Genomic DNA, 25,367 nt, shown 5'->3' with positions numbered 1-25,367 from the left:
TGTGTAAATGTTGAGTAAATTCTGACTAAGTGTTGACAAAGTTATGATTATTTTGAGTAAATATCTAGTAGAGGTGATAACATGTATATGATAGAAAGACAACATCAAATTTTGCAGTATGTAAGACAACATAAGGTTGTTAAGTTAGTAACACTCACAAAAGAATTTAATGTTTCGATGGAAACAATTCGCCGCGATGTCCAACAGCTGATGCATGATAAGAAAATTGAAAAGTTTTATGGGGGTATTAAATATATTGAGCCTGTTGAGGGAATAATCGATCAAAGACTTCATGAGCAGTTAGCAGAGAAAATCGCCATTGCCAAAGCTTGTGCCTCACTCGTGGAAAATGGGGAGTGTATTTTTGTCGATAGTGGAACCACTACCTATCAAATGACCCCCTTTTTATTGAACAAGGAAAAATTAACAGTAGTAACAAACTCACTACCTATAGCATTTGATCTAATCGGCTCTAATATTGAGGTTATACTAATCGGTGGTAAAGTTCGTCATTCCGAAAAATCAGTGACATCGAATGAGTTTTTATTCCGCTTTGAACATTTGAATATCAATAAAGCGTTTATATGTGCTAGTGGCGTTTCCATTGAAAAAGGTATTTCTGATTTTAGTTTGGATGAGGCAATTACTAGAAAACAAATTATCTCTATCTCCCAAACAGTTTACGTTGCTACAGATTCCTCCAAATTTAATAAGGATGTAGCGATTCAAGTTTGTCCTTTGACTGACATAGATGTCATTATCACAGACAATGCACTTTCTAAAAAGACGATTCAGCATTTTTCCGATAAAAGCATTCAAATAAAAGTCGTCAACATTGAGGAAAACCAGTCATAATAAAAAAACAACTAGTTGAAATTTTTCCAACTAGTTGTTTTTTTATATAATTGCTAGCTTGCGCATGATTTTTGCAAGACCATCCTCATCTACATGGTCGGCAATATGATGTGCCACCGCCTTCACTCTCTCATGACCATTCCCCATGGCAACACTTGTCCCAACAGCTTGCAGCATTTCAATATCGTTTATACCATCTCCAAAAGCAAAAGCATCTTGTAAAGTGATGCCCATTCTTTCTAGCACCTTTTCGATACCAGCAGCCTTTGAGCCACCTTTTGGTAAAATATCACAAGAATAGCGATGCCATCGTATGAATTGAACATTTGGGAATGTCTCACAATATAAAGATTCATCTTTTTCTTCCATAAAAATAAGTGTTTGATATACATTGTTCTGCATATAATAAGAAGAGTCTAATGCTGGATATGGATATTTCAGTGTATCTAAGCTCTCAGCTACCATATGATGATCTTTAATAGAGGCAATCATACGTTTATCATCTAAAAATACTACTGGTTCATTACGAGCCTCACCAAAGGCAATGATTTTTGCTAGTTCTTCCTTTTCAATGCCATTTGTATAGACAACTTCACCCTTGTATACAACATATTGTCCATTGAAAGTAACATACGTATCAATTTCTAATTCTTCTAGTAGTGACTCAATCATAAACGGAGCTCGTCCTGTTGCAATTGCCAGTTCATAGCCATTTCGACGTGCTGCCAAAAGCGCCTCTTTTGCAGATGCAGGTAATTTTTTTTCACTGTTATAAAGCGTACCATCTACATCAAAAAACAAAATTTTGTTCATTTTATTAACCATTTCCATAAATAGCATCCTTTCAAGGTAAATGACTTTACATAGACAATAATTTTTATTATAATGATCCTAAGGAGTGATGTGCCATGCTGAAGAAACTAAAACGGAAATTGTTGAAGCAACTTCGTGGCGTACTCGGAAAAAAATCAATTGCCTAACATTTGCCCTTCATTATTTGAAGGGCTTTTCTTTATTTTAGAGGAACTGCGTGATAATATAAAGGAAATGCATTTATTTGGCTATACGCAACCACTGTCTCACTACTTCCTATATAAATTTAAAACATAGTGCACAGCTGAAGCTTTGAGATACAAGAATTACAAACGTACATTTCTTTATGAAGGCTTTATGAAGGAAATTCGTTGTTTTCTTGTAGCACGTGTGTGGTAGTAGTCAAAGGTGCAAGAAAATTGTACGCAATTAAAGGAGAGCAAACTATGATTTACAAAGTTTATTATCAAGAAAATGCAAATGAGATTCCAGTTCGCGAAAACACTAAAAGTCTATACCTTGAAGCTGCTTCAGAACGCGAAGTACGTCAAAAGCTAAAAGACCGTAACTACAACATCGAGTTCGTTCAACTGCTTGAAGGTAACTATTTAGAGTACGAACAAGCAAGCCCGAACTTCGTCTTGGAGGAAATTTAACAAACATGAAGTTTGTTAAAAATGACCAAGCAGCTGTTTTCGCGCTCGGCGGACTGGGCGAAATCGGCAAAAACACTTACGGCGTTCAATTTCAAGATGAAATCATTTTAATTGACGCTGGCATTAAATTTCCAGAAGATGATTTACTCGGCATTGACTATGTTATTCCTGATTATACGTACTTAGTACGTAATGTCGACAAAATTAAAGGACTGTTTATTACACATGGACACGAGGACCATATCGGTGGTATTCCCTACCTTTTACGTCAAGTAAATGTCCCTGTCTATGGTGGTAAGCTTGCACTTGGCTTATTACGTAATAAATTAGAAGAACATGGCTTGCTACGTACAACAAAGCTAATCGAAATTAAAGAAGAGGATGTTATTAAATTTAGAAAAACATCTGTGAGCTTCTTTAGAACAACACACAGTATCCCTGATGCATATGGTGTTGTTGTGAAAACACCACCTGGTAATATCGTTCACACAGGTGACTTTAAATTTGATTTTACACCAGTGGGTGAGCCAGCCAACTTAACGAAGATGGCTGAAATTGGACGTGATGGCGTGCTTTGCTTACTATCAGATAGTACCAACGCTGAAAAGCCTAATTTCACAATGTCAGAGCGTACAGTTGGAAAGAGTATCGATGAGATTTTCCGTAAAGTGGATAGTCGTATTATTTTTGCTACATTTGCGTCAAATATTCACCGATTACAGCAAGCCACAGATGCTGCCATAAAATACGGAAGAAAAATTGCTGTCTTTGGTCGCTCCATGGACAATGCTATTACCATTGGTCGTGAGCTTGGCTATATTACCGCTCCAAAGGATACATTTATCGATGCTCAAAGTATCAACCGACTTCCTGCAAACGAAGTGATGATTTTATGTACAGGCTCTCAAGGTGAACCAATGGCAGCCCTATCACGCATTGCCAATGGTACGCACCGTCAGATTCAAATACAACCTGGCGATACGGTTATCTTTTCTTCTTCCCCAGTACCAGGTAATACTGTGAGTGTTAATAAAATTATCAATTTATTGTTCCGCGCAGGTGCAGAAGTCATTCACGGCGCTTTAAACAATATCCATACATCTGGTCACGGCTCACAAGAAGAACAAAAACTGATGCTTCGTTTAATGAAGCCTAAATTCTTTATGCCTATCCATGGTGAATTCCGTATGTTAAAAATGCATACACATCTAGCAGAAGATTGCGATGTTCCACTCGACAATACATTTGTGATGGAAAACGGTGATGTGTTGGCATTAAGTGCCAATGAAGCGCATGTTGCCGGTCGTATCCCTTCTGGAGATGTTTATATTGATGGTAATGGTATTGGCGACATCGGCAATATCGTATTACGTGATCGTCGCATCCTTTCTGAAGAAGGTCTGGTCATTGTAGTAGTTAGTGTAGATATGGAAAACCAAAAAATCGTTTCAGGTCCTGACATCATTTCACGTGGCTTTGTCTATATGCGTGAATCAGGTACGATGATTAACGAGGCACAGAAAATGCTAAATCGTCATCTGAATGCAACGATTCAAGGCAAAACACCTCAATGGACAGAATTGAAAAATGAAATAACTGATGTTTTAGGGCCGTATCTATTCGAAAAGACAAAACGTCGACCAATGATTCTACCGATTATTATGGAGGTTTAACCTCTTGTGAAGAAGCTATGTAAAGTTTACATAGCTTCTTTTTTATTTTTGAAATATTGAAACCTCCTTTTTTATTTTTACGTATATAGTTATAACAACATCTAAAGGAGCGTTTTTTATGCTAGATAAAATTCTTCATTCCTTGCTCAATGGTAAATCCAAACGTCGTTATTCTTCATCAAGTAGCCGTCGCAAGTATTCTAAACGACATAATTATTATGGTCATAAGCATTATAAACGTGGCTCTCGTAAAAGCTCACGTAGTCTTTTCAGCTCAATGAGTTTCTTTAGCAGTTAATGTGGTGGAAGCGACTATCCGAAAAAGGCTTCGATCAGGCTGTAGCACATTACATTGCCAAACATCCCAACTTCTCTTTTAAAAAATTGCTTGGCTATGGTGCATATGGTCGTGCATATTTGATTGAGGATTGTTCATCAAAGCTATTTGTCTTAAAATGCTTGCGTCCCAAACACCGTCACCACAAGAAAACCATCCAAAAATTTAAACAAGAAATACACATACTCCAACAAGTTTCACTGCCCTATGTTCCTACCATCCATTCAACAGGAACGATTCAAGAAAGTCCATTTTTTATTATGGACTATGTCAATGGGCAAACTTTTGAACAACTGATTTTTGAGGATGGTGCCAAGTTTACAGTTGTTCAATCACTTGCCATTACAAAGCAACTTTTAGAACAAATTATTGAATTACACAATCATGGTATTGTTCATCGCGATTTACGTATTCCTAATATATTGCTAGTCCATCAACAATTGCATATTATTGACTTTGGTCTCGCTACCACTTATCAGAAGCACATCGACCTCTCTGCTATTGAAAATCCTAAACGGGCAGAAAATCATATTAGCGATTTATATTTTGTCGGTCATTTTTTATTATTTTTACTGTACTCAGACTACAAGCCAAGCAAACGAAAAGAGCAAGCCTGGCAGCAAGAATTGAAATTACCGATCGAAGTCAAAGATTTTCTTGAACGGCTATTATGGATTCAAGACCCTTTTAATAGTGCATTAGAGGCTTGGCAATCTGTCCCCTCACTCACCCACTAAAAAATAGAATTGTTCACCTACATAACGTGAACAATTCTATCCAGTAGTTTAAATATTAAAGTATTTTGCGCTTACATAAGCAATCCAATGATAGGCTGTGTCTTGACGTAGATTTTCTATTAGCCCTTTAATGATGGCTTTACTGTAAGTAGGATTTTCTATTTCTTGTCTCAATAGCATAAGGGATTCTTTTACAATAGGATCCTCAGTAGGATCAATATTTTGCTCCAATAATTGTAGTAAAGCATCTTTTGAAACATCTTGTTCACAAGGTTTTGCAATAAATGGCACAAGATCTGCTGTAATAAAAGGAATGGTTGTATGGTGTGCAATAATATCTGTCTTCTCTGCTAAAGATTTTGCCAATTGCTCTAAATCTAGTGGCATATCTGAAAAAATAAAAAGCTCAGCATAACTCTTCATAAATCCTTTTATACAATACATCACATCATATTTCGTTTCTTGTAATTTATCCTGATAAAGTTGTTCAAGCATATAGATGATTGATTTCGACATTTCTGCTTCATACGCTGTTATTTTATGAAATAGCTCTTTTTTTGTTAGAAAGACCTTTTCGTTAAAGAACACACGAGCAGATGTAGAATGTGCTTTGAATGCTTGAAAGATGCTTTTATAAAATTCAACCAATACGGTTTCTTTACTATAGGTTCCTCTGACTACTTGGTCAATATCTGTAATGAACTGCTGTAAATAGTAATCCACCATTGAAATAACGAGCTCATCTTTTGTTTTGAAGGATAAATAAAATGCACCTTTAGAAATTCCACAGCGTTCTGTAATTTGTTGAACTGACGTAGCTTCAAAACCCTGTTCAGAAAATAGCTCTATCGCTTTCTCCATAATTAATTGCTTTTTTAACATATTTTTAAATCTCTCCTAATGCATTTCGTTGACAAATGACCGATTAGTCATTAGTATAAATAATTGAATTTAGATAGTCAATAAAGGGTAGGTGTGAAGGTGAAAGGTTTAGTTAATTTCGTATTAAAAAACAAATTGGCAGTTTGGTTACTAACAATTATCATCACTGTCTCTGGTATTTATTCCGGTACAAGAATGAAAATGGAATCAATACCCGATATTTCAATCCCATATTTAATTGTCATGGGAGTATATCCTGGCGCAACGCCTGAACAAGTAATGAATGAGCTTTCCATTCCATTTGAAAAATCCATAGAAAGCTTAGAAGATGTGAAAGCTGTTTACTCAACATCCTCTTCCAACGTAGCACAAGTTCAAGTAGAATACGACTACGGAATTGATATGGATGAGAAGAAACGTCAATTAGAAGCAGCTTTAGATAATCTTAAACTACCTGAAGGTGCTCAAGAGCCTACTATTATGGCGATTAGCATGAACATGATGCCAGTAGTTGCTTTATCTGTAAGTAGCTCTAAGGAAGATATTGTAGACTTAACTTCTACAGTAGAAGACGTGTTACTTCCGAAAATCGAAAAAATTGATGGTGTTGCCTCTGCGACCATCACAGGTCAGCACATTGAACAAGTATCATTTAAATATGATGAAGAAAAAATGGCTGCACTTGGTTTAACGGAGGATACAGTTAAACAAATGATTCAGGCAAGTGATATGTCACTGTCACTTGGTTTATATCAGTTTACTGTTGGCGAACAGGCTGTTTCAGTAGATGGTAAAGTACAATCTGTTGATGAGCTAAAAGATTTATTAATTCCAGTTACACCTTCAGCTACAAATCCTTCACCTTTCGTTCGTCTAGGTGATATTGCAAAAATTGAAGTAGAAGGTAAAGTACAATCTGTTTCACGTACAAATGGGCAAGATGCCATCGCCATTCAAATCGTGAAAGGTCAGGATGCGAATACGGTAACAGTTGTTAATGCAGTAAAAGACCTTATTAAAGATGAAGAAAAACGATTAGACGGCTTAAATGTAGATATTTCCCTTGACCAAGGAGCCCCAATTGAAGATTCTGTATTTACAATGATCGAAAAAGCAGTATTTGGTGGCGCTATTGCAGTCTTAATCATTTTACTATTCCTACGCGATTTCAAATCAACTATTATTTCAATTATTTCTATCCCAGTTTCTGTCTTCATGGCATTACTGCTATTAAACTGGATGGATATCACACTCAACATTATGACACTTGGAGCGATTACCGTCGCAATTGGGCGTGTGATCGATGACTCGATCGTAGTTGTTGAAAATATTTATCGACGCATTCACTTAAAACAAGAAAAACTTACGGGTCGTGCCCTTATTCGTGAAGCAACGATTGAAATGTTTAAACCAATTCTTTCGTCTACATTAGTAACGGTAGCGGTATTTGCCCCACTAATTTTCGTAGGTGGTATGGTAGGCGAATTATTCATGCCATTCGCCCTAACAATGACATTTGCACTAGGTGCATCATTATTAGTAGCTATCACCATCGTACCTGCATTATCTCACTTCTTATTCCGTAAAAAATTATACGGTGAGAAAACAGAAAGCCAACATAAAGAAGTTGGGAAACTTGCTACTTGGTACAGAGGTATTTTAGAAAAAACATTAAATCACAAAATTATTACTTCTATCATTGCGATTGCCCTACTTGCTGGTTCTCTTGCATTAACACCACTTATTGGCTTTAGTTTCATGGGATCACAAGAAGAAAAAGTAATGTACTTAACGTATACTCCTTCAACTGGAGAGCTAGCTGATGAAACGGCAGCGAATGTTGAAAAAGTAGAAAAAGAATTAATGAAGCGTAAAGACGTTAATATTTTACAAGTTTCCATAACGGATGCAAATAATGTTGATCCATCAGCAATGATGATGGGTGGAGGCGCTGGTGGTGCCTTAATGTACCTTATCTTTGATCCAGATATGGAAGACTTCCCTAAAGCTCGTGAAGAAGTAGAAGACTATGTATTCAATATCGGTCAATCAGGAGAATGGAAGTCTCAAAACTTCTCTTCTATGTCTATGTCTTCAAACGAAGTCAGCTACACATTATATAGTGATGACTTAGATAAACTTCGAGATGCTGTGAAACAAGTAGAAGGTGTCCTAAAAGAAGTGGATGGCTTAGAAGATATTAAATCTGATAACGAAGATCCATACGTAGAGCATGTACTAAAAGTAGAACAAAAAAATGTCCTACAATATGGTTTAACAACAGCTCAAATCGTGATGGCATTAAATTCGAATACAACAAAAGAAGTATTAACTACCGTTAAAAATGATGGTAAAGATATTGATGTGATCGTTCAACGTGATGCTAAAGCAGCTGCTACTTCCTTAGATGATGTCTTAGCTACTGAAATTAAAACGGCTTTAGGCACAACCATGACAATCGGTGAATTAGTTGATGTCGAGGAAGGTACGACACTTAACTCGTTATCTCGTTCAAAAGGTGAATACTTTGCAACTGTATCTGGTACGATTATCGGAGACGATATTTCAAAAGCCACATCTGCTGCTGATAAGAAAATTGATAAATTAGATTTACCAAAAGGTGTTACAACTGGGGTTGCGGGTGTTGCTGCCGATATGCAAGAAACATTCACTAAGCTTGGTATTGCTATGTTAGCAGCAATTGCCATTGTTTACTTCATCTTAGTAGTAACATTTGGAGAAGGTTTAGCTCCATTCGCTATTCTATTCTCCCTACCATTCGCCGTAATTGGAGCATTTATTGGTTTATTCGTTACAGGTCAAACTATTTCTGTATCTGTAATGATGGGTCTGTTGATGTTGATTGGTATCGTCGTAACCAATGCCATCGTATTAGTCGACCGTATCATTCATATGGAACATGATGGTCTTGCCATGCGTGAAGCGATCCTCGAAGCAGGGGCAACACGTTTACGTCCAATCCTAATGACAGCCATTGCCACAATCGGGGCAATGATTCCAATGGCACTTGGTTCTGGTGGCAGTGGTTTAATTTCGAAAGACTTAGCTATTACTGTAATTGGTGGTTTACTATCTTCAACACTATTAACATTAGTTGTTGTACCAATTGTCTATGAAATGCTGTCTAAAATGTTAAAGAAAAACCGTAAAGATATTGAAGAAAATTAATAAAAAACAGCTACTCATGCAGTTATATTGCATGAGTAGCTGTTTTTTTATCATAAGCTATTTACTGATTATCTTTCACCACAAAAACTTCCTTGCTTTCCACACCTGCAGCAGATACAGCCGTAATGCCGTATGTGTAGCTTTGCTTAGCAAGAGCTGTCTTGTCCACAAATTCAGTGATGCCATCCATATTATAAACAACATCCACTATATTTTGAGGATCATTATAAGAACCCTCTTTGTTCCCTGCAAAACGATAAATGACATACTTGCGTGGTTGTGTTTCATTTTCGTCTATAATGTCAATTTTGCGACCAGTCGCTCCCTTTGTCACTTGTACAAAAGTCGGCTTATTCGGCCTAGTGTCATCATCCCAAGTTGTACCTGGTGTCAGTGCTGTATAATTATATAGTTGTTGATTAACAATCGTTGCATAGCCCAGTTTATTGTTTTGAATACTTTTTAAGGAGAAGTGCATTTGCCCTTTGGCTGCTACCTTTTCCGAACGATTCGCTAGTATTTGACTTGGTAATTCCATTTTGTTTTTCCATGCTGCATCACTGTCATTGCCAACCTTGTAATCAGCAAGTCCAATGTATAGATGAACAGGGTGTGTTTTTGCATATGTTTGTACCTCATGGCTCCACCAATCTAGCAATGTCCCATATTTCGCAACAGCTAATGTTCTTGACCAATAAATTTGTGGTGTAATGTAATCAATCGTGCCATTTTGAATCCATGTTCTGACGTCTGCATATAAATCATCGTAATTATTGACACCAGCTCGCGTATCGCTTCCTGTTTTGTCCAGTGATTTATTGCGCCATACGCCAAATGGAGAAATACCAAATTGAACATATGGTTTTGTATCTTTAATGGCTGTGTATAGATTTTCTACAAGTTGGTTGACATTATCTCGTCGCCAATCTTCCACCTTTTTAAAGGAACCACCATATTTTTTAAAAGCTGCTTGATCTGGAAAGACTTCATTTGCAATTTTATATGGATAAAAATAATCATCCATATGGACTGCATCAATATCGTAATTGGCTACTAGCTCTCTTACTGTTTCCACTAAATAGTCTTGTACTTCTGGTAAACCAGGATTTAAATAATATTGTTTGCCATATTTGACAACCCAGTTTGGATGGGTTCTTGCCACATTATCGGCAGCAAGGTCTGTTAGTTTTTGTCCAGACATTGTTACACGATAAGGATTCATCCAGGCATGCAGCTCCATCCCTCGTTTATGTGCTTCCTCTACCATAATTGCAAGAGGATCGTAACCAGGATTTGTACCTTGCTTTTTCCCTGTTATGTAGGATGACCATGGCGCTAGCTCAGACGCATACATTGCATCATTTGTTGGCCTTACTTGATAAATAACTGTATTCAATTTGCTGGCTTTTAATTGATCCAATGTTTGGCGTGTCCAAGCTGTATACTGCTCCTTAGTCATACCCGCTTTCATATCAATATTAAGAACCGTTGAAATCCAGACAGCCCGCATTTCCCTTTTCGGCTGTGTCGTGCTTGCCATCGCTGTCTTTTCAGGAATTGTCGATAGGCATAACACAAAAATCATCGCGACAAAAGTGATAAGTTTCCATTTACTATTATTCTTTCTCATATTTCCTCCATTTGCTATTTTTCTATTTTAGTATATGATAGGTTCTCGCTAAATGCACGTCTCCAAAGATACTTCACTGGATGAATGAAATAATGCGGTCATAAGTATTTCCGTCTATTTAAGAAGAAGCAGCTTAAAATCTATAAATTAATAGCACTATTAAATGATACTTTTTGTTGTCATTCATTTTATCAAATACTTTAGTTGATTCTAAAATCTGTATAATCAAAACAAAAAAACAGCCAAGAGAGCGGTGAAATGCTTTTCTCGGCAATTTGTTATTTTACTATCATTTCCCTTGTTATTAGCTCTGGTCCTAAAATGTTAAGGTGTTTGATTCGTTCTTTACGCGCAGATAAACTTTATGCTACAATCAACACAACTTATATAGAACGGAGGGTATTCCTAATGACAGCTTCAATCAGACTACGATTTCACATTATTAACTAAATATGTGTACACTTTGCCTGCTGTGCAAGGGAAATGGGATTAGTCTAGTCTGTTTTAGGAATACAGGAAGAGAGGGGACTGCAACACCCCCTCTTTTTTGTTGTCTTTCAACTTTCCACACAGGCACTACTGTTAGAAAGGGATGACGAATTTGGATCATTGGAAACGCAATACGATACTTTTTTTAAGCAGTCAAACCATTTCACTTTTTGGCTCTGCTCTAGTGCAATATGCCATTACATGGTATATCACACTTACAACGCAATCAGGCATCATGATGACCATTGCGATTATTTGCGGTTTTGTACCGACCTTCTTCTTAGCACCAATTGCTGGTGTTTGGGCAGATCGCTACAATCGTAAATGGCTTATTATTTTGGCAGATGGCATGATTGCCTTATCCACGTTAATTTTAGCTATTTTATTTTTAACTGGCTATGATGAGCTCTGGCTATTATTTGTTTTATCAGCGGTACGTGCAGTTGGTGCAGGTATTCAAACACCTGCTGTAGGCGCTATTTTACCTCAATTTGTGCCTGAAGAGCATTTAATGAAGGTTAATGGGATAAACAGCAGTATTCAAGCTTTTATCATGATTCTTGCACCCATGGCAAGTGGGGCATTATTAACGATGGCTTCAATCGAATCCATTTTCTTTATTGATGTGACGACAGCTGCTATTGCCATCACCATCTTCTTATTATTTCTGCATATTCCTGCACATGCCAAAGCGAATCAGCCACAGACAACAAGCTATTTTAGTGATATGAAACAAGGCTTCATCTACATTAAAGAGCATGCTTTCTTAAAACAATTATTCTTGTTCTTTGCCTTTTTCATGTTGCTCGCTGCACCTGCTGCCTTTTTAACACCTTTGCAAGTTACACGTAGCTTTGGCGATGATGTATGGCGTTTGACTGCTATCGAAATGGCCTTTGCCATTGGTATGTTAATCGGTGGTATCGCCATCGCGACATGGGGTGGCTTTAAAAATAAAGTGCATACCATGACATTATCTGCTTTATTATTTGGTCTTTGTACAATGGCTCTTGGAATTATTCCTGTTTTTTGGCTGTATCTCGTGATAATGGCTGTTACAGGAATAGCTATGCCAATCTTTAATACACCCGCAACGGTGTTATTACAAGAAAAAGTAGAAAGTGATTATATGGGGCGAGTATTTGGTATTCTTAGCATGATTTCTACCTCTATGATGCCTTTAGGTATGCTTATTTTTGGTCCAATAGCTGATATAATTGCCATCGAATGGCTACTAATAGGGACAGGAATATTACTTTTCATTCAAGGATTTTTCTTACTTGGAAGTAAAGTCTTGTTAGCTGCTGGTAAGCCAACAAACGATTAGTCCACATATCACCTAAAACTAATATGTTTAAACTCTAGTAAAAAAGTGAAAGCTTATAGTAAGAGGTGATAATGAATGACTGAAAAAAAACAAGCGAAAACTCGTTATACAAACAACCCTGATGTACTGGATACAGATAAAAAAAGCATTTTCGATCAACACGAGGATATGAAAACAGTCGATCCAATACCTGTTGAAGAACTGAATGAAAAAGTGAAAGACGAACAACATAAATCCAACACAAAGGATTCCTCAGCTACTGCTAAACGTTATCCATAAAGTGAAGCTAGTAGGATTTTTCACCAGACAGCTCTTAAGGATATTAAGATAAAAAGTCGACCCAATGTATTAAGAAATTGGGTCGACTTTTTCATATAGTAATTTAAAGAGGGAAATAAATGAAACATGCAATACCTATTTTGAAAACGGAAAGGCTACTTTTAAGACCTATTGCTCCACTAGATTTAGAGGCGATGTATGATTACACTTCTCGCGAAAATGTGGCACGCTATGTGACGTGGCAGGCCCATACAAGTTTAGAGGATACTAAAGCTTTTTTAAAACGAATATTAAATGGCTATCAGCAAGGTAATCTCCTACTTTTGGGCATCGAAGTACACTAATTGGTACAATCGATTTTGTTACGATTAGCAACACACATCAATATGCAGAAATTGGTTATGTACTTTCGGAGGATTATTGGAATAAAGGATTCACTACAGAAGCAACAAAAAAACTGATTGACTTTGGCTTTAAGGAAATAAATTTAGTACGTATTCAAGCGCGATGTTTTGAAGAAAATATAGCCTCTTAAAAGGTTATGGAGAAATCAGGCATGCAATTTGAAGGAATTTTACGCAAAAGTATGTTTGTTAAAGGAAAATACCAAAATGTGAAAATGTACGTCATCACTGATGATGATTATAGAAATCTTTAGCAAACAAAGCCTTGCTCCATATGCAAGACTTTATCATTACAACCATTTTTCTACACAATATATCTTTTTAGCTGTTGCATCTAGCTTTACTCGTTTCCCTATCGCTATTGGATGCATAGGATGTGTATGGCAAATATCCACCTCTGCTAATAGAGGTATCTCTATTCCATCCAACTGTTCAAGTAGAATATCATAGGGTTGTCTGCCCGTTCCTAAATCATCATAGCATTCATGTTTGCCCAAAATAATGCCCCTTACTTTATTAAAGACACCATGCAATTTCAGCATAGCAAAATTCTTTTCAACAATAGCAGCATTTTTTAAGCAGTCCTCCACTAATAAAATGTCACCTTCCAAAATTTCAGGGAAATAAGGCGTGCCAATAAAACCATACATTGCATTTACATTGCCGCCAATTAACCTACCTTCTACAACCCCTTCCTGAATCGTTAACCATTCATTTTTCTTGAGCTTTTTATCAACCGTCTTCTCGAGCCAGTTAACTGGTTCATCTGACCAGTAAGAGGGCATTGGCATTTCATAAGGTAGTGCTTGCGGTTTAAAGAAATAATCCTCAAAAAACTTGAAGGTGTCATTTACTAATGGTTCAAACTCGCCAAAAGAAGGGACAAACGCTGGACCATAAAAAGTTGCTATACCTGTCTTTGCATAAAGAGCAAGTAAAATGGCTGTTGCATCCGAATAACCTACGACTATTTTGGGCTGTTGACGAAACGCCTCATAATCAATGTAGGGTAGCATACTATTGGCATTTGTCCCTCCGATTGTAGACATAATGATATCCACATCTGGATTGCGTAGTAATTCATTTAATTCTTCCGCACGTTCCTTTGGTGAACCAGAGCGATAATAATCTGATTTGCCAGTAAGAGAACCTGTTACGATTTGAAGGTTTTTCTCTTCTAGAAACAATTTGGCACGTTCATAACGTTTCAACGCCGTCACCGTTGCTGGTGAGGATGGTGAATAAATGCCGATATTGATCTGTGTCGTCATACGTACATTCCTCTCCCTATCAAATTATAATAGCTTTGACATATAATATTCATTGATATATTGACCATCTACATATAAGGAATTTCGCTTTATTCCCTCTATGTCAAATCCCATTTTCTTATATAAAGCAATTCCAGCCTCATTATTTTCCATAACGGTTAACTCTAAACGATGGATACCATTAACTTTTGCCCAATCCTCTACATGATTAAATAATGCCGTCCCTATTTTCCTTCCTCGATAGTCACTATGTATGCCTATTACAAGATAAGCACGGTGAGCAATTCTAGATGGTTCATTGCCCTGTAAAATTAAATAAGCAACAATCTTTTGTTCCATTTCCGCCACGAATAAAGCTGAATGGTGGCTATGATATAGCTTTTCAATATAGCTTCCAAATTGCTCGGGCTCTAATTTTCGCTCACCTGGGCCAAATAGCATAAGATTGGATGCCTCTGCATTTGTCATAACAGCTATAATCTGTGTACTATCCTTGCGTGTTGCTTCTCGTATTAGCATGTAAAGTTCCTCTCTCTTTAAATTATAGTAATCTGCATTATTCGTTCTTAATGATGGCATGCTGAGTAAAACATATTTTGATTCGTTCATTTGATGCAAAATATAGTTAGCGATAAATGAAGGGATTTGCCGCGAAAATCCACCTGCTGATCGTGCAATAATTTATTTTGACCCTTTATGATTTTTCCTTATTTCGTACAGGGCTTGTTCATGACCAAACCTTTCTAACACCTGTACTTTGTGCATACCTAACTTTTCGAGTAAGTGACAAGATGCCTTATTAGCAGTTTGTGTTTCTGCCACAATCGATGATATATCTAAATAATTCAGGCCCTCCTCCATCACCTCTGTAAGGACTTCAAAAGCTAGCCCCTTTCCCCAATACTGTGGTAAAAATTGATAGGAAAGCTCATATAACTCTTTATCATGGTATTCATCGATAGAAACAAGACCAATAAATTCACCTGTCGTCTTTAATGATATATATAAATATGTATTAGGAAATGGTGCTGCTAGCATGCCTTTAAAGGATGCCTCTATATAGCTGTCCTGTGGCACACCTCCAAGATAGGTTCTAACTTGTCCATTAGAGTAAAGCATATGTATAGCTTTGTAATGTTCTGGTTGTAATGGCTCTATCACACAGTTACTTGTTATAAACTGCATTTTTCTACCTCCTTCTTTATGCAAAGTGTAATTCAACCATCAGACAGAAATCAAACATTTTTTCCAAATATTACTTTCCACTTTTATAAAAAAAGTAGTGACCAGCCCTTATTGCTGAATCACTACTTGCGTTATTGTCCGAATTGTTCGAGTAACCGTTGTGTATTGCTTGATTGTTCGAGGGCTTTTTTCTCATTGGCCCAATAAACCAAATATTGTGTATCGCCAACGGTGAAGACCATTTGTTGCAATTCTTCATCAAGCTCAGAATGAATGGCTACCTTTAAAATTTCCACCTCATAAAGAGGCTTTTCTTTCATTTTATAAACAATATGATAAGCTGGCTCTTCTTCAAAAATTGTTCTTTCCTTTTTAGAAAGATCTCTTACATGACTTAATGGATGTTTCTCTATAAAGTCTTTTGCTTCATCTCCTGTAGCTTGCAATAAAGATTGGTCCCCTTGCAATAATTCAATTGCATCGATTTCTGTGGCATGATCTAAAATTAAGGAGATTGCCTCATCTTCATTTTTTTCTCGATATTGCATGATAAAAGCACCAATTAGTAAAACAGCGGCAAAAATAACAAGTCTCCATCTTCGTTTAGTCATTTGCCATTACCCATTCAATGCCTTTTTAACAAAGCGATTTATATCAACGTCAGCACCTATCACAAGCATAATATCTCCTAGTAAAATCTTATCACTTGCTTGTGGAGACACGATAATATCAGCTCCACGCTTGATTCCTACAATGTTAATGCCATATTTTGCTCGAATATCTAAATCCATAATGGAGTATCCTGCAATCGCGTCATTTGCCTTTAACTCCATAATTGAATGTTCATCCGAAAGCTCTAAATAATCTAGCACTGTATTAGATAACATATTATTAGCAATACGAATCCCCATATCTCGCTCAGGATGGACGACAAAATCTGCACCAATTTTACGTAAAACTTTTTCATGATAGTCATTTTGAGCCTTTACTGTAATTTGCTCAACACCAATTTCCTTTAAAATAATCGTTGTTAATATACTCGCCTGAATATCTTCACCAATTGCTACAATAACATGCTCAAAATTACGGATACCTAATGAATTCAGTACCGATTCATCAGTTGAATCTGCAATGACAGCCTGGGTAGCAATGGAGGCAAATTCATCTACACGCTCTGAAGAATGGTCAATTGCCATCACCTGTGCACCCTGACTCATTAATTCACGAACAATACTTCCTCCAAAACGTCCAAGCCCTATGACCGCAAACTCTTTTTTCATCATAAAAAATCCCTCCGAAAACTACTATACCATCATTGTAGCTTATTCTTTATCATATGTATTGTTAAAACAAGAGTCTATTCGTCAATGTTGGATAACAAAAAAGACGAGGATCTTGATCCCCGTCTAAACTTCTTTTTATTATTCAGCGTTACGCATCTCATCTAGCACGCGATTGACACGCTTTTCTAGCATTTTCATGCCACTTCCTCCAGCTTGCATATGACGCAGCTGACCATCTTTATCAAACACAAAATATGCTGGTACATATTGGTTTTCAAAAGCATCTGTTAGTTTCATTTCACTATCTACAAAGATTGGTTGCACAATATCATGTTCTGCTGCTACTGCTTTGATTGTATCTAAATCAGTGTCTGCCTCAGAACGCGGCATATGTACTGCTACAACATTTAATTCATCTTTAAATTGATCACGGAAATTGTTGACGTCCGGCATTGCTTCTTTACATAAATGACAGCTTACTGACCAAAAGTGGATTAATGTTGGTTTCTCGCCTACTAATTCAGCTTTTGTTACTTCCCCATTTAACCAAGTCGTTGCACCTACTAGCTCAGGCATTTGTTCACGAAGTTTCATAAAAATCCTCCTCTAATATATAGGTTGTTTTCAACTAGTTCGATAACAATTGAAAACCCTTCTCAAAAACAAAAATTCAGTTAAAAGTCCCCACAAACTTGTCGTGGGGACTCTTAATTTGTTCCATAATGACTCGACTCTATTTAGATTATAGAGTTGCTTGACCTGGACGCCAGTTTGCTGGGCAAAGACCACCAGTTTGAAGTGCTTGAAGTACACGTAACGTTTCATCAACATCACGGCCGATGTTGTTATCGAATACTGTTTGGTATTTTAATTCGCCTTCTGGGTTGATGATGAATAGACCACGTAATGCGATACCTTCTTCTTCAATTAAAACACCATATTCTTTCGAAACTTGGTGGCTTGTATCTGCAGCTAATGGGTATTTTAATTCACCAAGACCATTTTGAGTGCGGTCTGTGTTAATCCATGCTAAGTGAGTGTGGATTGTGTCTGTAGAAACACCGATTACTTCTGCATCTAAGTCTTCGAACTCGTCATAACGATCACTCATCGCAGTGATTTCAGTTGGACATACAAATGTGAAATCCATTGGATAGAAGAAAAGAACTGTCCATTTGTCTTGTGCTTTAATATCTTCTAATGATACTTTACCAAATGATTTGTCTGAAAGTACTGCTTCCATTGTAAAGTCAGGTGCTTGTTTACCTACCATGCGTTCTGCCATAATAAATCCCTCCGAATAAATATGTAGTTTATATATTCCATTCGCACAAGCGAACTCATCTTCTACGATAGCAGAGTAACCGCAGTTTTTCAAACAAGTAAACTCCGCTCGTTTGTACGTTTGAAGTGGCATGACAAGAAATCGTCAAATCCACAAATGAAATGACTGCTACAGCCTATTTATTCACTATTTTTAACAAAAATATTCTACCCTATACAAAATTTTTCTCCATTTTCTTTATGCCTGTTTTTTTAACATTTTATAGCTATTTTTTTCACGAAAAATGATTGCAAAAAAAAAATTATTATGTATAATTGTAATGGTTTTAGTAAACTAAAAGTTTCGTTAAAGTAAACTTCGTATTTCAAAAGTTTATGATTGCTAAACTTCTTCTAGGAGGGAAAAGATGCAAATAGGAGCAAAAATTAAAGCGCTTCGTTTAAAAAAAGGTCTTACCCAAGAGGAACTTGGAGAACGTACAGATTTAAGTAAAGGTTATATCTCCCAATTAGAACGTGATTTAAACTCACCTTCTATTGAAACATTATTTTCTATTTTGGAAGTGTTAGGTTCAACACCTAAAGATTTTTTTGATGATGACTCACCTGAACAAAAGGTTGTCTATACAGAAGAAGACCAATCTATCTATACAGATGAAGAAAAAAATTATGAAATTCAATGGCTAATCCCTACATCTAACGAAAAAGAGATGGAACCCATTTTCTTAACCTTTGCTGCTGATGGCGAATTCAAGCAATTTGAGCCGTCGCTCTCAGAAACATTTATTTATGTTGTCAAAGGACGTATTCGTCTTGTTTTAGGGAATGAACAGTATATTGCAAGTGAGGGCAATGCTCTTTATTTTGACGCGACAGATCATCATCAAATTTTCAATGCACATGCAGATGAAACTAAAATTTTACTCGTTGCAACAGATTCTTATTTATAGCTTAAGGAGGCGCATCAATGACAACGAATTCCATTATCCGCTTTGAAAATGTTTCAAAGTCTTATAGTGACGGTACCGTCGTCTTAAAGAATATCAACTTGGAGCTTGAAAAAGGTAAATTTTATACACTCCTTGGTCCATCTGGTTGTGGAAAAACAACCATTTTACGAATTATTGCTGGTTTCACAGAACCAACGACTGGAGATATATTTTTCCACGATAAAAAAATTAATGCAGTACCTGCAAATGAACGTCAGGTCAATACTGTTTTTCAAGATTATGCGCTATTTCCTCATTTAAATGTTTTCGAAAATGTCGCATTTGGACTACGCATTAAAAAGCTGCCTGAAAATGAAATAAAGGAACGTGTGGCTGAGGCATTAAAATTTGTCAATTTGGCAGGCTACAGCAACCGTGAAATCTCTGAAATGTCTGGTGGGCAGCGTCAGCGTGTGGCGATTGCGCGTGCCATTGTTAATGACCCTGAAGTCATTTTACTGGATGAGCCACTTTCCGCATTAGACTTAAAGCTACGTACTGAAATGCAGTATGAATTGCGTGAATTACAGCAACGTCTTGGCAAAACCTTTGTCTTTGTTACACATGATCAAGAAGAAGCACTTGCTATGAGTGATGAGATTTTTGTTTTAAGTGAAGGACAAATTCAACAATCAGGTACGCCAGTGGATATTTATGATGAACCGATTAACCGCTTCGTGGCTGACTTTATTGGTGAATCTAATATTGTACCAGGTGTGATGATTGAAGATTTCAAAGTTGAATTTGCTGGCAAAATTTTTGAATGTGTCGACCAAGGGATGAAACCAAATGAAAAAATTGATATTGTTATTCGACCAGAAGATTTAGAAATGACAACTATCGATAAAGGGAAACTTGTGGTGAAAGTGGATACACAATTATTCCGAGGCGTACATTATGAATTATCGACGTACGATAAGGATGGCAATGAATGGCTAGTCCATTCATTGAAAAAAGCAGAAGTAGGGACAGAAATTGGCTTAGGCTTTGATCCTGAGGCTATTCACGTAATGCGCTTAAATGAAACTGAGGAAGAGTTCGATAAACGATTAGAATCGTATGGAGACGATGAAGATGCAAACTAAGACATCGAAATCAGCGTTATTTCCATATGTGTTATGGATTGCCTTTTTCGTTATCGCGCCGATTGCCCTCGTTGTTTATTATTCCCTACTTGATTTACATGGCAATTTCACGCTCGATAACTATAAAGCGTTCTTTACTTCTGTTTACTTAAAGATGACATTGAGCTCGTTTTGGTATGCCTTTTTAATTACATTCTTTACTTTATTAATTTCATACCCAACTGCTTATTTCTTAACGAAGACAAAGCATAAACAGCTTTGGCTTCTGCTCATCATTATTCCTTCTTGGATTAATCTATTGTTAAAAACATATGCCTTTATCGGCATTTTTGGATTGTATGGACCAATTAATGCATTTATTGAAGTATTTGGCTTCGATCCTAAGCAAATGCTCTTTACGGATATTAGCTTTGTCTTTGTATCGGTCTATATTTTTATTCCGTTTATGATTTTACCGATCTTCAACTCCTTAGATCGATTAAACCCAACACTTATTTATGCAGCACGCGATTTAGGTGCCTCTGCTTTTACAACTTTTCGCCGTGTCGTTTTACCATTAACAATGGATGGCGTTAAATCTGGAATTCAAGTTGTCTTTATTCCAGCGCTATCCCTGTTTATGATTACACGCTTAATTGCCGGAAATCGCGTCATCACCCTTGGTACAGCGATTGAACAGCAATTTCTTGTAACACAAAATTGGGGGATGGGTTCTACTATTGCTGTGTTCTTAATTTTATTCATGGTAATTATTATGCTCATTACGGGACAAAAAGATAAAGGAGGTCGCGTACGATGAACAAACTATCTGCATCAGCTAAAGTCTATTTAACGATTGTTTTTATCGTTCTGTATGCTCCCATCTTCTATTTAATCTTTTACTCGTTCAATAGTGGCGGCTCCATGAATCACTTTGAATCCTTTACTTTAGAGCATTATAAAGCTGTTTTTGAAGATTCACGTCTTCTTGTTATATTAATTAATACTGTAATCGTGGCATTACTTTCTGCTTTGATTTCTACTATTATTGGCACACTAGGTGCAATCGGTATTGTGACTGTCAAGGATTCAAAAATGCGCAATACTTTACTATCCTTAAACAATGTCTTAATCGTCAGCCCAGACGTTATTATTGGTGCTAGCTTCTTAATTTTATTTACAATGGTTGGCATTAAGCTTGGCTTTGCGTCTGTCTTGTTAGCCCATGTCGCATTTAGTGTACCGATTGTTGTTCTAATGGTTTTACCTAAACTACTAGAAATGAATAAATCCTTAATCGATGCAGCATTAGATCTAGGGGCTACGAAAAAGGATATTATGATGCGTGTCATTCTTCCTTATATTCAACCAGGGATTTTTGCGGGCTTCTTCCTTGCCCTTACGTATTCTTTAGATGATTTTGCCGTGACATTTTTCGTAACGGGTAATGGCTTCAGCACATTATCTGTAGAAATCTACTCCATGGCCCGTGCAGGTATTTCTTTAACGGTTAATGCTATTTCTGGTTTGGTATTCTTTGTTACGGTGTTAGTCGTTGTTGGTTATTATTTCATTACAAGTCGTACGAGTAAAAGAATGGAGGGACAACGATGAAGTCATTAATTCAAGCTACCATCGCCATCCTTGTTGTTTCAGCCCTTTTATTCTATGCGGCTGACGCCTTAAGTGTAGGCGGCGGTAAAAGTGGAAAAGACACGTTAACAATCTTTAACTGGGGAGAATATATTGATCCTGACTTGTTGAAACAATTTGAAAAAGAAACAGGCATTCATGTCATCTACGAGACATTTGATTCCAATGAAGCGATGATGACCAAAATTCAACAAGGTGGAACAGCATATGATATTGCCGTTCCATCTGAATATATGATAGAAAAAATGAAGGAAGAAAATTTATTGATTCCTTTAGATAAAACAAAAATCCCTAATTTTAAAAATATCGATCCTTACTTTTTAGATTTACCATTCGATGATGACAATAAATATTCGGTCCCTTATTTCTGGGGAACAGTAGGCATTGTCTACAATCCAAGCCTTGTGGGAGATTTAGATTTCTCTTCTTGGGATGATTTATGGGATCCATCCTTAAAACGAAAAGTCTTTTTAGTGGATGGTGCTCGTGAAGTCATTGGAATGGGCTTAAACAGTCTCGGATATTCCTTGAATTCACTAGATAATCAGGAACTACGTAAGGCTACTGATAAATTAATCACACTTGCACCAAATGTAAAAGCCATCATTGGAGATGAAATTACACCATTAATGATCAACAATGAGGCCACTGTAGCCCTTACTTGGTCTGGGCAAGCAGCAGATATGATGTATGAAAATGAGGAGCTAGACTTTGCTGTACCTGAGGAAGGCTCGAATTTATGGTTCGATAATATGGTCATCCCTAAAACATCGAAAAATATCGACGGTGCCCATGCCTTTATCAATTTCATGCTAAGTGCTGAATCGGGTGCACAAAATGCCGATTATGTAGGCTACTCTACGCCTAATATAGCTGCTATGGACTTAATGGATGAAGAAGTTGTTTCTGATGAACGCTACTATCCTTCTGAAGAACAACGCGATACATTAGAAGTTTACAAAAATTTAGGACCAGACTATTTAGGGAAATATAATGAATTGTTTTTAGAATTTAAAATGAGTATTCGTTAAAGCATATAAAGGTCTATCGATGAATTTTTATTTTGTCGATAGACCTTTTTCTATTATCTTCCTGCTTCTGGCAGCACCTCACCTATTGTCTGTTTATTCTTTTCTACATCGTGGATTGGTATTGCTGCACTAGCAGGTATGTTTCATTTCAGACTTTCAACCGATATGATGATAGGATATCTTATGATAGACTTTAGTATATTTGATTATAAAAAGGGGGTTCATTCGATGACCCAGCAGAAGTCCAATAAGGCGGCTTTATATATTTTAATGTTTAATATGTTTATCGCAATGGGGAGTATTGGAATTATTATTCCTGTCATGCCAGAGTATTTAAAAATTTTTGGTGCAGCAGGACAAGTTCTAGGTATGCTAATTGCAACGTTCGCCTTAGCTCAATTCGTATTTTCTCCAATTGCTGGGAATCTTTCGGATCAGTATGGTCGGAAAAATTTAATTATTTTCGGTCTTATTGTGACAGGTCTTGCACAAATCGGTTTTGGCCTAGCCACAGACGTCTGGATGCTATTTTTAGCACGCTTTTTAGGCGGTCTAGGTTCCGCATTTGTTGCACCTCCTATTATGGCATTTGTAGCTGACGTTACTACCTACGAGGAACGTGGAAAAGGTATGAGTATGTTAGGTGCTGCTATGTCACTGGGCTTTATGATAGGGCCAGGAATAGGTGGTTTCTTAGCAAAGGTTAGTTTACATTTTCCATTTTTCACGGCAGGAGTTGCTGCCATACTTGCATCTGTTTTATCTTACTTTTTATTACCATCTACTAAACCAAACACTTCACATGACAAGCAAAAGCAAGAAAATCTGGCGAAGCAAATGGCTCGTTCCATACATATGCCTTATTTCGTTATGCTCATTATCATGCTCGTGTTCTCGTTCGGAATTGCCAACTTCCAAACAACCTTGTCATTATTTGTGACAGAAAAGTTTAATTACACACCCGTAGATATTGCGATTATTTTAGTTGTCGGTGGTGCTTTTGGGGTAGTTGTACAAATGTTTGTGATTACACCACTTTTTAATCGCTTTGGTGAAATGAAAGTTGTGTTAGTCAATTTATTTATTGCATCTGTTGCTATTTTCTTAATATTGTTTGTATCTGGCTTCGCTCTTATATTAGTTGTAGCAACTATTTTCTCTACAGCAACAACACTAATTCGTCCTGCTGTAAATACACTAATTTCAAAGCTTGCAGAGAAAGAACAAGGGTTTGCTGCGGGCTTGAATAATGCTTACATGAGCCTTGGCAATATGATTGGACCAGCCTTAGCAGGTTTACTATTTGACTGGAATATGAACAGTCCATATATTTTCGGATCTATCATATTATTAGCCTGCTTCTTCCTTGCACTCATCTGGACATTGAAAAAAGCACCTCATCTAATGCATCCTGATACGAAATAGTCAGAAAAATCATTGACTATTTTTAACATTATGTTACAGTAATGTTGGTTAATAAAATTGAATGATATTTACCACTAGGGGAGCCTTTAAAAGGCTGAGACGTATATGATGATGTACGGACCCTTTGAACCTGATCTAGTTCATACTAGCGGAGGGAAGTGGCGCTACTTGCTACTATCATTGTCTATGCAAGGCCGCTTCCTATTGTTTAAAGGAAGCGGCCTTTTAATTTCCCTCATGATTTTATTCAAGAGGAGTGAACCTTATGTCAATTCGTAAAATGACAATCATGGCTTTATTAGTAGCGATTGCTGTAGCAGGATCTACCTTTGTATCCATACCAACAGGCATCGCACGCGCCTACCCCGTTCAGCATGCTGTTAACGTAATAGGAGCTATTATACTAGGACCCGTGCCAACAGTTCTAGTTGCCTTTGTGACAGCCATCATTCGTATCTTTACTGGTACAGGCTCTCTTTTAGCGATTCCTGGTAGCGTCATTGGAGCATTGTGTGCGGCCCTTGCCTACAAATACAGTAGAAAATCATGGCTAGCAGGATTCGGCGAAGTTTTTGGCACTGGTATTTTAGCTTCACTTATTGCCGTACCCTATGCAAAATTGCTTATGGAGACATCCGTAGCCGCATTATTCTTCATGCCAGCCTTTTTAACATCAAGTACCATCGGGGCCATCTTAGGTGTTATGGTAGCTAGCACTTTGCGAAAATCGGTACTAGTAAAGAGCTTTAATTCTTCGCTTTATTGAGTGGTGCTGAGTGCTTTTTGATTTTGGAAATCCTTTAAGATGTGCGAGAAGATTTCTTTTCTAGTCTTTGAGCGGGGTTCGTTTCTTTATGAGCGTCTCTCTCCCCCGAGAAGCACTTTTCGAAGGCTGCACTGTGTCAATCACC

Annotated in this window: 24 protein-coding genes, 1 pseudogene and 1 riboswitch; of the genes and pseudogenes, 15 read left to right on the top strand and 10 right to left on the bottom strand. The window is 37.0% G+C overall.

Features of this window, described 5'->3' with window-relative positions; translation table 11 throughout:
* Positions 1 to 81: 81 nt before the first annotated feature.
* A complete protein-coding gene (locus tag NST76_RS04020) occupies positions 82 to 855 on the top strand; it encodes a DeoR/GlpR family DNA-binding transcription regulator (protein WP_342535362.1) in 774 nt (257 codons plus the stop codon).
* Positions 856 to 897: 42 nt separating this feature from the next.
* Here the strand turns inward: NST76_RS04020 and NST76_RS04015 are convergent, their stop codons facing one another.
* Entirely contained in the window at positions 898 to 1,668 is a 771-nt protein-coding gene (locus tag NST76_RS04015; protein WP_058843513.1) for a Cof-type HAD-IIB family hydrolase, read from the bottom strand.
* Positions 1,669 to 2,114: 446 nt separating this feature from the next.
* Here NST76_RS04015 and NST76_RS04010 point away from each other — a divergent pair, with 446 nt between their 5' ends.
* The 3 genes from NST76_RS04010 to NST76_RS04000 all read left to right on the top strand — a co-directional run bounded on the left by NST76_RS04010 (position 2,115) and on the right by NST76_RS04000 (position 5,071).
* Positions 2,115 to 2,324 (top strand): DNA-directed RNA polymerase subunit epsilon, encoded by a 210-nt coding sequence (locus NST76_RS04010; RefSeq protein ID WP_012293082.1) that lies wholly within the window; start codon positions 2,115 to 2,117, stop codon positions 2,322 to 2,324.
* Between the two features lie 5 nt (positions 2,325 to 2,329).
* The gene (locus tag NST76_RS04005) at positions 2,330 to 3,997 is read left to right on the top strand and encodes a ribonuclease J (protein WP_036125500.1); all 1,668 of its coding nucleotides are present in this window, start codon (positions 2,330 to 2,332) and stop codon (positions 3,995 to 3,997) included.
* 297 nt (positions 3,998 to 4,294) lie between these two features.
* The gene (locus tag NST76_RS04000; protein WP_342544656.1) at positions 4,295 to 5,071 is read left to right on the top strand and encodes a protein kinase; all 777 of its coding nucleotides are present in this window, start codon (positions 4,295 to 4,297) and stop codon (positions 5,069 to 5,071) included.
* Positions 5,072 to 5,119: 48 nt separating this feature from the next.
* Here the strand turns inward: NST76_RS04000 and NST76_RS03995 are convergent, their stop codons facing one another.
* Positions 5,120 to 5,953: a TetR/AcrR family transcriptional regulator gene (locus NST76_RS03995; protein ID WP_036125506.1), complete on the bottom strand. Its 834-nt coding sequence runs from the start codon at positions 5,951 to 5,953 to the stop codon at positions 5,120 to 5,122.
* Between the two features lie 99 nt (positions 5,954 to 6,052).
* On the opposite strand from NST76_RS03995, the gene NST76_RS03990 reads away from it, so the two are divergent.
* Positions 6,053 to 9,142, top strand: coding sequence for an efflux RND transporter permease subunit (locus tag NST76_RS03990; RefSeq protein ID WP_058843430.1), 3,090 nt, complete (start codon positions 6,053 to 6,055; stop codon positions 9,140 to 9,142).
* Between the two features lie 61 nt (positions 9,143 to 9,203).
* Here NST76_RS03990 and NST76_RS03985 read toward each other — a convergent pair whose 3' ends face one another.
* Complete coding sequence (locus NST76_RS03985) at positions 9,204 to 10,772, bottom strand: family 10 glycosylhydrolase (RefSeq protein WP_036125511.1); 1,569 nt, start codon at positions 10,770 to 10,772, stop codon at positions 9,204 to 9,206.
* Between the two features lie 592 nt (positions 10,773 to 11,364).
* On the opposite strand from NST76_RS03985, the gene NST76_RS03980 reads away from it, so the two are divergent.
* From NST76_RS03980 to NST76_RS03970, 3 genes and pseudogenes are all read left to right on the top strand, one after another.
* On the top strand, positions 11,365 to 12,588 hold the full coding sequence (locus tag NST76_RS03980; protein WP_342544654.1) for an MFS transporter: 1,224 nt from the start codon (positions 11,365 to 11,367) through the stop codon (positions 12,586 to 12,588).
* A gap of 75 nt (positions 12,589 to 12,663) precedes the next feature.
* Positions 12,664 to 12,867: a hypothetical protein gene (locus NST76_RS03975; RefSeq protein WP_036125515.1), complete on the top strand. Its 204-nt coding sequence runs from the start codon at positions 12,664 to 12,666 to the stop codon at positions 12,865 to 12,867.
* 119 nt (positions 12,868 to 12,986) lie between these two features.
* Positions 12,987 to 13,525 (top strand): annotated as a pseudogene (locus NST76_RS03970) (GNAT family protein).
* A 36-nt stretch (positions 13,526 to 13,561) separates the two neighbouring features.
* Here NST76_RS03970 and NST76_RS03965 read toward each other — a convergent pair.
* The 7 genes from NST76_RS03965 to NST76_RS03935 form a co-directional block, all read right to left on the bottom strand.
* On the bottom strand, positions 13,562 to 14,542 hold the full coding sequence (locus NST76_RS03965) for a S66 peptidase family protein (RefSeq protein WP_330493434.1): 981 nt from the start codon (positions 14,540 to 14,542) through the stop codon (positions 13,562 to 13,564).
* A gap of 24 nt (positions 14,543 to 14,566) precedes the next feature.
* The gene (locus tag NST76_RS03960; RefSeq protein WP_058843512.1) at positions 14,567 to 15,061 is read right to left on the bottom strand and encodes a GNAT family N-acetyltransferase; all 495 of its coding nucleotides are present in this window, start codon (positions 15,059 to 15,061) and stop codon (positions 14,567 to 14,569) included.
* A 162-nt stretch (positions 15,062 to 15,223) separates the two neighbouring features.
* Positions 15,224 to 15,727, bottom strand: coding sequence for a GNAT family N-acetyltransferase (locus NST76_RS03955; protein ID WP_340809998.1), 504 nt, complete (start codon positions 15,725 to 15,727; stop codon positions 15,224 to 15,226).
* A gap of 131 nt (positions 15,728 to 15,858) precedes the next feature.
* A complete protein-coding gene (locus tag NST76_RS03950; RefSeq protein WP_340809997.1) occupies positions 15,859 to 16,338 on the bottom strand; it encodes a hypothetical protein in 480 nt (159 codons plus the stop codon).
* 6 nt (positions 16,339 to 16,344) lie between these two features.
* The gene (locus NST76_RS03945) at positions 16,345 to 17,007 is read right to left on the bottom strand and encodes a TrkA family potassium uptake protein (RefSeq protein WP_004224679.1); all 663 of its coding nucleotides are present in this window, start codon (positions 17,005 to 17,007) and stop codon (positions 16,345 to 16,347) included.
* Between the two features lie 141 nt (positions 17,008 to 17,148).
* Positions 17,149 to 17,604: a TlpA disulfide reductase family protein gene (locus NST76_RS03940; protein WP_036125531.1), complete on the bottom strand. Its 456-nt coding sequence runs from the start codon at positions 17,602 to 17,604 to the stop codon at positions 17,149 to 17,151.
* 148 nt (positions 17,605 to 17,752) lie between these two features.
* The gene (locus NST76_RS03935) at positions 17,753 to 18,295 is read right to left on the bottom strand and encodes a peroxiredoxin (protein WP_342544653.1); all 543 of its coding nucleotides are present in this window, start codon (positions 18,293 to 18,295) and stop codon (positions 17,753 to 17,755) included.
* A gap of 406 nt (positions 18,296 to 18,701) precedes the next feature.
* Between NST76_RS03935 and NST76_RS03930 the strand changes: the two genes are divergently transcribed.
* The 7 genes from NST76_RS03930 to thiW all read left to right on the top strand — a co-directional run bounded on the left by NST76_RS03930 (position 18,702) and on the right by thiW (position 25,222).
* On the top strand, positions 18,702 to 19,244 hold the full coding sequence (locus tag NST76_RS03930) for an XRE family transcriptional regulator (RefSeq protein WP_036125534.1): 543 nt from the start codon (positions 18,702 to 18,704) through the stop codon (positions 19,242 to 19,244).
* Positions 19,245 to 19,261: 17 nt separating this feature from the next.
* Positions 19,262 to 20,368, top strand: coding sequence for an ABC transporter ATP-binding protein (locus NST76_RS03925; RefSeq protein ID WP_036125536.1), 1,107 nt, complete (start codon positions 19,262 to 19,264; stop codon positions 20,366 to 20,368).
* On the top strand, positions 20,358 to 21,167 hold the full coding sequence (locus NST76_RS03920) for an ABC transporter permease (protein WP_058843427.1): 810 nt from the start codon (positions 20,358 to 20,360) through the stop codon (positions 21,165 to 21,167). The genes NST76_RS03925 and NST76_RS03920 overlap by 11 nt, the downstream gene beginning before the upstream one ends.
* Positions 21,164 to 21,961: an ABC transporter permease gene (locus NST76_RS03915; RefSeq protein ID WP_036125540.1), complete on the top strand. Its 798-nt coding sequence runs from the start codon at positions 21,164 to 21,166 to the stop codon at positions 21,959 to 21,961. The genes NST76_RS03920 and NST76_RS03915 overlap by 4 nt, the downstream gene beginning before the upstream one ends.
* Positions 21,958 to 23,031 carry an ABC transporter substrate-binding protein gene (locus tag NST76_RS03910; protein WP_101966414.1) on the top strand — a complete coding sequence of 358 codons (1,074 nt, stop codon included), beginning with the start codon at positions 21,958 to 21,960 and terminating at the stop codon, positions 23,029 to 23,031. Before NST76_RS03915 ends, NST76_RS03910 begins: the two co-directional genes overlap by 4 nt.
* A gap of 228 nt (positions 23,032 to 23,259) precedes the next feature.
* Positions 23,260 to 24,456, top strand: a complete 1,197-nt coding sequence (locus NST76_RS03905; RefSeq protein ID WP_036125545.1) for a tetracycline resistance MFS efflux pump — start codon at positions 23,260 to 23,262, stop codon at positions 24,454 to 24,456.
* Positions 24,457 to 24,522: 66 nt separating this feature from the next.
* Positions 24,523 to 24,630, top strand: a riboswitch (TPP riboswitch).
* Positions 24,631 to 24,721: 91 nt separating this feature from the next.
* A complete protein-coding gene (thiW, locus tag NST76_RS03900; protein WP_036125547.1) occupies positions 24,722 to 25,222 on the top strand; it encodes an energy coupling factor transporter S component ThiW in 501 nt (166 codons plus the stop codon).
* The last annotated feature ends 145 nt before the right edge of the window (positions 25,223 to 25,367 follow it).

Source organism: Lysinibacillus sp. FSL W7-1291, from assembly GCF_038593415.1.
GTDB lineage: Bacteria > Bacillota > Bacilli > Bacillales_A > Planococcaceae > Lysinibacillus > Lysinibacillus fusiformis_D.
Note: the sequence above shows the minus strand (reverse complement) of the source record. Positions and strands in the feature narration are given on the sequence as shown.